The sequence below is a fragment of the Mycobacterium sp. genome (assembly GCF_036490025.1).
Taxonomy (GTDB): Bacteria; Actinomycetota; Actinomycetes; order Mycobacteriales; family Mycobacteriaceae; genus Mycobacterium.
Genome location: NZ_DASXEP010000073.1, coordinates 1 through 5,759 on the forward strand (window position 1 = coordinate 1; position 5,759 = coordinate 5,759).

Here is a 5,759-nt window from a genome sequence, read left to right on the forward strand (position 1 = left end):
CGGGCTCTGAGGCCGCCGCGACGCCGCGTAAGCGGCCCGCCGCCCGCCCCTCGCAGCCCCAACAGCGCCCGGCTGGCCGCGGCACCGCGAGCCCGGCCGCCGAGGCTCGCTTGAACCGGTTCATCTCCGGCACGGCTGCGCCGGGTCCGGCCAGGACGCCACCACCAGCCGAGGCCGACCCGGCACCGGCTCCCGGGCAAAGCGACACCTATGTCAGCGAGTTGCCCGACCTTTCCGGGCCGATACCCCGTACGGGACAACGCAAATCGGCCGATGAGCGCCCGGCCGATACGCCGACCGCGCCGGTTCGGCCGGAAGGCCGCATCCAGGTGTCCTCGCGGCCCCGCGGACCGCTGCGGGCCAGCATGCAGATCCGGCGAGTAGACCCGTGGAGCACCCTGAAGGTGTCGGCGGTGCTCTCGGTGGCGTTGTTCTTCGTCTGGATGATCGCCGTCGCATTCCTGTACCTGGTACTCGGCGGCATGGGCGTGTGGAGCAAGCTCAACAGCAACGTCGGGGATCTGCTCAACAACACCAGCGGCAGCGCCGAGCTGGTGTCCGGCGGCACCATCTTCGGCGGTGCGGTGCTGATCGGGTTGGTGAACATCGTCCTGCTCACCGCCGCGGCGACGATAGGTGCTTTCATCTACAACCTGACAACCGACTTGATCGGCGGCGTCGAGGTGACACTGGCCGACCGGGACTAGCGTTTTGGGCGCAGACGCTCCGGTGCGGTAATCTCGTCGCTCGTCCGTGTGCGCGTGCGGGCCTATAGCTCAGGTGGTTAGAGCGCTTCGCTGATAACGAAGAGGTCGGAGGTTCGAGTCCTCCTAGGCCCACAACCATGTGTTCGCCAAGACGTTTCGTGAGACTGGTGTTGCCGCTGGCCGCGATCGCGGTGCTGGCGGTGGCGATCCGATCTCAACGCGAAGTCGAGGTCTGGCACATGGCGGCCGACCAGATCGATGATCGACGCGAGGGGCCTTAGCTCAGTTGGTAGAGCGCTGCCTTTGCAAGGCAGAAGTCAGGGGTTCGAATCCCCTAGGCTCCACATAATCCGACCCGGCTAGAGCCGCGGTTCCACCTCCACGCTCGGCGGCAGCTGCGAGGGCTCCTGATGCGACGAGCGACGCACGATCGAGAACACGGCCGCGCCGGCGGCGAGCACCACCGCGGCGGCCCCGGCGAGCACCCATGGCCGCGGCCCGCGGCACCGAGCCCGCCGGGCCTGCTGAAGCGCTTCCGGCAAAGCGGCGACCACTTCTTGGGCGCCCGCCAGCTCGTGCGCCAAAGCCTCTTGGGCGCTGCGTAACTCGCGGGCCAGCCGGCCCGCGCGGTAGCGACGACGCAGGTTCGACGCGCCGGCCTGCGCGGAGTGCACGCCAAGGCCAACCACGCCACGGGTCAGGTCAACCGGCCCGACCGCGGTGTATGTCAGACCGCGGTTCAGGCGTTCCCGCGGGGTCAGCCGGGCGGGGTTTTCTGCGCGCATCTCTCGCCTTTCCCGGCCCTTTTGCAAGACCGCCTTCGGACTACGCCCTACAGTGCCACACGGCGTCGGGGCACCGGACGTCCGGCGGGGCGGACCGTGATGGCAGACTGTGATCCCGTGACTACCAGCCCCATTCAGACCGCCACTGCCACACTGCACACCAACCGCGGCGACATCAAGGTCGCGTTGTTCGGAAACCACGCACCCAAGACCGTCGCCAACTTCGTGGGCCTGGCCCAAGGCACCAAGGAGTATTCGACCGAGAACGCTTCCGGGGGTAGCTCCGGTCCGTTCTACGACGGGACGGTCTTCCACCGGGTGATCAGCGGGTTCATGATCCAGGGTGGCGACCCCACCGGCACGGGCCGAGGCGGCCCCGGCTACAAGTTCGCCGACGAGTTTCACCCGGAGTTGGGATTCGACAAGCCCTACCTGCTGGCGATGGCCAATGCGGGCCCGGGAACCAACGGCTCGCAGTTCTTCGTCACTGTCGGCAAGACCCCGCACCTGAACCGCAAGCACACCATCTTCGGCGAGGTCGTGGACCCGGACTCGCAGCACGTAGTCGACACCATCGCCACCACCGCCACCGGTCCCGGCGACCGCCCGACCGAGCCTGTCGTCATCGAGTCGATCACGATTTCCTGACGCCGTCGCGGCGCGAAGTCAGGTCCCGGCGTAACCGGCGGCAGTCAGCGCGTCCAGCACGTCGAGTGGGTCGGTACCGAGGTCCCAGCGGGACAAGACGAACAGCCGACCGTCGGTGGCGTCGATCTCGAGCAGTCGCATTCTGCGCCCGAGCCGGCGGAACTCGGTGATCCGGATGATCTTGATGTCGGGTGGGCGCAGGTGCTGAGGTCCGGTCCACCCGCCGACCTGCAGGCCGTCGGTGGTGATTGCCAGCTTCGGGCGCGCGCGCCAAGTGCCGCCGGCAAACAAGATCAGCCCGGCCCCGGAAATACCGAGCAGGAGACGGCCGGGGGGGTCTGTGACAACGGTCACACATGAGATAGCCATCACAATGCCGACGAGGCCACAAGCAGCAATTCCGGCAGAAGATGGCGCCCACTGCGTTTGCTGCACGACGTTCCTAGGGGGTCTAGCCACTGCCGATGGGGTTATCCACAAGCGCTATCAACAATGGGGATGAATAACACGCGTGTGATCCGATCTCCGCATGGTTGCCAGCCCAGCAACGCCGCGGAGCCGAAACAACCGCGTGTCGGCGGCGACTGCGCCTACCGCCACCGCATCGTGAGCAACAAGCCAGTGATCATGAAAGCAAACGCGACGGCGTAGTTCCACGGGCCCAGTTCTGCCATCCAGTTGAGCAGCGACGGCGCATCCGGGCCCGTCGCGGCCAACTGGAATACCATCAGCCACACCAGGCCGAGCAGCATCAAGCCGCAGAACAGCACTACGAACCACACGCTGGACGGGCCGGCCTTGACCTTGACCGGGGTGCGGCTCACCGCGCTGACGGTGAAGTCGGTCTTCTTGCGGACTTTGGACTTGGGCATTTCGACCTCGGGGCTGCCTCGGAGCTACGGTATTTCAGGGCAAGTGCAACGACGAGCGTAACGCACTCACCAGCAGCGGACGGAGAGCCGATGGCCAGACGCATCCCCCGGCCGGTGCGCGGCCCGCATCGCCGCCAGGGGGGAACCCCTCCGTCACCGTGGCGGATAGCCGTTCCGGTGGTGTGTCTGGCGGCGGGGCTGCTGCTCGGTGCCACCCACGGGGTATCGCGCGGGGGCGAGATCCGTCGCAGCGATGCGCCACGGCTGGTGGATCTGGTGCGCAGCGAGCAGTCCGCGGTCGCCCGCCTGACGGCCGAACGGGACCGGCTGTCCAACGCCATCGACTCGACGCACGGCCGCTTCACCGACACCGCCCTTGCCGCGATGCTGCGGCGGTCCGCCGAACTGGCCGGTGATGCCGGCCTGGACCCCGTCCACGGACCCGGTCTGATAGTCACGCTCAACGACGCGCAGCGCGACGCCAACGGCCGCTTTCCCCGCGACGCATCCCCGGACGATCTCGTCGTGCACCAGCAGGACATCCAGGCCGTGGTCAACGCGTTGTGGGGCGCCGGCGCGGAGGCGATCCAGATGCAGGATCAGCGCATCATCGCCACCTCGGCACCCCGGTGCGTGGGCAATACATTGCTGCTCAACGGGCGAACCTACAGCCCGCCGTACCGGATCACCGCGATCGGCGACACCACGGCCATGCAGGCGGCGCTGGCCGCGGCTCCGTTGGTGATCCTCTACAAGCAGTACGTAGTGCGATTCGGCCTCGGCTACGCCGAGCAAGGGACTCCCGATGCCCGGGTGGTGGGGCACACCGATCCGGTGCGGATGCACTTCGCTCAGCCCGCCGGCCCGGTGAGTTACTGAGCTCACCTGCGACGTCCGGAGCCAGACCGGCGATTGGCGCAACGGTAGCCTGACACGATGCAGATCTTGGTCGTCGACAACTACGACAGCTTCGTGTTCAACCTGGTGCAATACCTCGGCCAGTTGGGTGTCGAGGCCCAGGTCTGGCGCAACGACGACGCGCGGTTGGCCGATCCCGCCGCCGTCGCCGCCGAGGTCGACGGGATCTTGCTGAGCCCTGGTCCGGGCACCCCGGAACGGGCCGGCGCATCGATCGACCTGGTGCGTGCCTGCGCGGGCGCACGTACCCCGCTGCTGGGTGTGTGCCTCGGCCATCAGGCCATCGGCGTGGCCTTCGGCGCCACCGTGGACCGGGCTCCCGAATTGCTGCACGGCAAGACCAGCAGTGTGTACCACACGAATGCCGGTGTGCTGCAAGGCCTTCCAGATCCCTTCACCGCGACCCGGTACCACTCGTTGACCATAATGCCCGAGACGTTGCCCGCCGAGCTGGAGGTGACCGCCCGCACCCGCAGCGGCGTGATCATGGGGGTGCGGCACGCGGAGTTGCCGATTCACGGCGTGCAGTTCCACCCGGAGTCGATCCTCACCGAAGGCGGGCACCGGATGCTGGCAAATTGGCTGGCCGACTGCGGCCGGGTCCGTGACGACAGTCTGGTGCGGAAGCTGGAGAGCGAGCTGGTGGACAGCCTGGCCACGGTGCGCCACTCCGCCGAGATGAACCCAGTGGCTACTGACCGAACTTCAGCGTGATGCTGCCGTCCTTGTTCGCACCCTGGCCGGCTGACGGGCTCTGATACACCACCCGATTGTGTTGGGAGCCACCGGCATCGACGTCGGGGCCCCGGTCCAGGATCCCGGTCCAGCCCAGCGTGCGTAACCGCGGTTCTACGTCGGTCCAGAACATTCCGGTTACATCGGGCATCACGAACTGGTTGCCTTTGGACACCTGCAACTCGATCACCGTGTCGACCGGAACACTGGCTCCCGCAGGCGGATTGGTACCGATCACGGCGCCGGCCGGGCGGGGACTGTCCACCGAGGCCTGAGCGAACTTGGAAAAGCCGTACACCGTGAGATTCTTCTGCGCCTCGTCGGCGGTCTGCCCAACGACCTCGGGAACCTGCTTGGTCGACGGACCGGAGCCGATGATCACGGCGATCTCATTGGTGATCGCCGACGTCTGATTGGCCGGCGGATTGGTGCCGATGACCTTGTCTTTGGTCTCCGGCGTCGACGGCGAGTTGACCTGCCTGAAGCGGCCGAAGCCGGCGGCTTTGAGCTTCTTGATCGCGGCGGCATAGCTCAGCGACGACACGTCGGGCACTTCGCGCTGCTCGGGCCCGGTAGACACGTTGACCGTAATCAGCTCGCCGGCACCAACTTTGGTGTTGGCGCCGGGATCGGTGCCGATGACATGGTCGGGCGGGACGGTCGAGTCGGGCTTCTGCTGGGTGCGGGTCTTGAAGCCGTGGTTCTGCAGCGCCGCGATCGCGTCAGCCGACGCCTGATTGCGGACATCGGGGATCTGCACGTTGCGCATGCCGCCGCCGAACGTGTTGATCAGGACCGTCACGACAACCGTCAGCACCGCCAGCGCCGCGACGGCGATCACCCAGCGGCTCACCGAACCGGGACCGCGCTCGCGGATGAAGTCGAGCTGCTGACGGGGCAGCGGATTGGTCTGCGTTCCTGACGAATCCGACGAATGCGGCGCTGCCATCAACGACGAGCGGTCCGCATCGGTGAGAATCTTGGGCGCCTCCGGCGGCTCGCCGTTGTGCACCCGAATCAGGTAGGCGAGCATCTCGGCGGCGGTCTGGTAGCGGTTCTCGGGATTCTTGGCCAGCGCCTTGAGCACGACGGCG

General features: G+C 67.1%; 9 protein-coding genes and 2 tRNA genes. 7 read left to right on the plus strand and 4 right to left on the minus strand.

Features of this window, described 5'->3' with window-relative positions; all coding sequences use genetic code 11:
• The 4 genes from VGG53_RS08430 to VGG53_RS08445 all read left to right on the plus strand — a co-directional run.
• On the plus strand, positions 1-707 hold a 707-nt coding region (locus tag VGG53_RS08430), incomplete at its 5' end, for a DUF3566 domain-containing protein (protein WP_331517594.1).
• Between the two features lie 58 nt (positions 708-765).
• A tRNA-Ile gene (locus VGG53_RS08435) sits at positions 766-839 on the plus strand.
• Positions 840-865: 26 nt separating this feature from the next.
• Positions 866-988 carry a hypothetical protein gene (locus VGG53_RS08440; protein ID WP_331517595.1) on the plus strand — a complete coding sequence of 41 codons (123 nt, stop codon included), beginning with the start codon at positions 866-868 and terminating at the stop codon, positions 986-988.
• Positions 979-1,051, plus strand: a tRNA-Ala gene (locus VGG53_RS08445). The genes VGG53_RS08440 and VGG53_RS08445 overlap by 10 nt, the downstream gene beginning before the upstream one ends.
• 15 nt (positions 1,052-1,066) lie before the next feature.
• Here VGG53_RS08445 and cwsA read toward each other — a convergent pair.
• Entirely contained in the window at positions 1,067-1,492 is a 426-nt protein-coding gene (gene cwsA, locus VGG53_RS08450; RefSeq protein ID WP_331517596.1) for a cell wall synthesis protein CwsA, read from the minus strand.
• Between the two features lie 99 nt (positions 1,493-1,591).
• Here cwsA and VGG53_RS08455 point away from each other — a divergent pair, with 99 nt between their 5' ends.
• Entirely contained in the window at positions 1,592-2,140 is a 549-nt protein-coding gene (locus VGG53_RS08455) for a peptidylprolyl isomerase (protein WP_331517597.1), read from the plus strand.
• 18 nt (positions 2,141-2,158) lie between these two features.
• Here VGG53_RS08455 and VGG53_RS08460 read toward each other — a convergent pair whose 3' ends face one another.
• Positions 2,159-2,575 (minus strand): PH domain-containing protein, encoded by a 417-nt coding sequence (locus tag VGG53_RS08460; RefSeq protein ID WP_331517598.1) that lies wholly within the window; start codon positions 2,573-2,575, stop codon positions 2,159-2,161.
• A 155-nt stretch (positions 2,576-2,730) separates the two neighbouring features.
• Positions 2,731-3,012, minus strand: coding sequence for a cell division protein CrgA (crgA, locus tag VGG53_RS08465; RefSeq protein ID WP_331517599.1), 282 nt, complete (start codon positions 3,010-3,012; stop codon positions 2,731-2,733).
• A 90-nt stretch (positions 3,013-3,102) separates the two neighbouring features.
• On the opposite strand from crgA, the gene VGG53_RS08470 reads away from it, so the two are divergent.
• Entirely contained in the window at positions 3,103-3,891 is a 789-nt protein-coding gene (locus VGG53_RS08470) for a DUF881 domain-containing protein (protein ID WP_331517600.1), read from the plus strand.
• Between the two features lie 57 nt (positions 3,892-3,948).
• Complete coding sequence (locus tag VGG53_RS08475) at positions 3,949-4,644, plus strand: aminodeoxychorismate/anthranilate synthase component II (protein WP_331517601.1); 696 nt, start codon at positions 3,949-3,951, stop codon at positions 4,642-4,644.
• Here the strand turns inward: VGG53_RS08475 and VGG53_RS08480 are convergent.
• The coding region (locus tag VGG53_RS08480) for a Stk1 family PASTA domain-containing Ser/Thr kinase (RefSeq protein WP_331517602.1) at positions 4,622-5,759 on the minus strand (1,138 nt) is incomplete at its 5' end. The genes VGG53_RS08475 and VGG53_RS08480 overlap by 23 nt on opposite strands.

Coding starts and splice junctions, on each gene's coding strand:
- cwsA (WP_331517596.1), bottom strand. CDS start 1,492: ATGCGCGCAGAAAACCCCGCCCGGCTGACCCCGCGGGAACGCCTGAAC.
- VGG53_RS08455 (WP_331517597.1), top strand. CDS start 1,592: ATGGCAGACTGTGATCCCGTGACTACCAGCCCCATTCAGACCGCCACT.
- crgA (WP_331517599.1), bottom strand. CDS start 3,012: ATGCCCAAGTCCAAAGTCCGCAAGAAGACCGACTTCACCGTCAGCGCG.
- VGG53_RS08470 (WP_331517600.1), top strand. CDS start 3,103: ATGGCCAGACGCATCCCCCGGCCGGTGCGCGGCCCGCATCGCCGCCAG.
- VGG53_RS08475 (WP_331517601.1), top strand. CDS start 3,949: ATGCAGATCTTGGTCGTCGACAACTACGACAGCTTCGTGTTCAACCTG.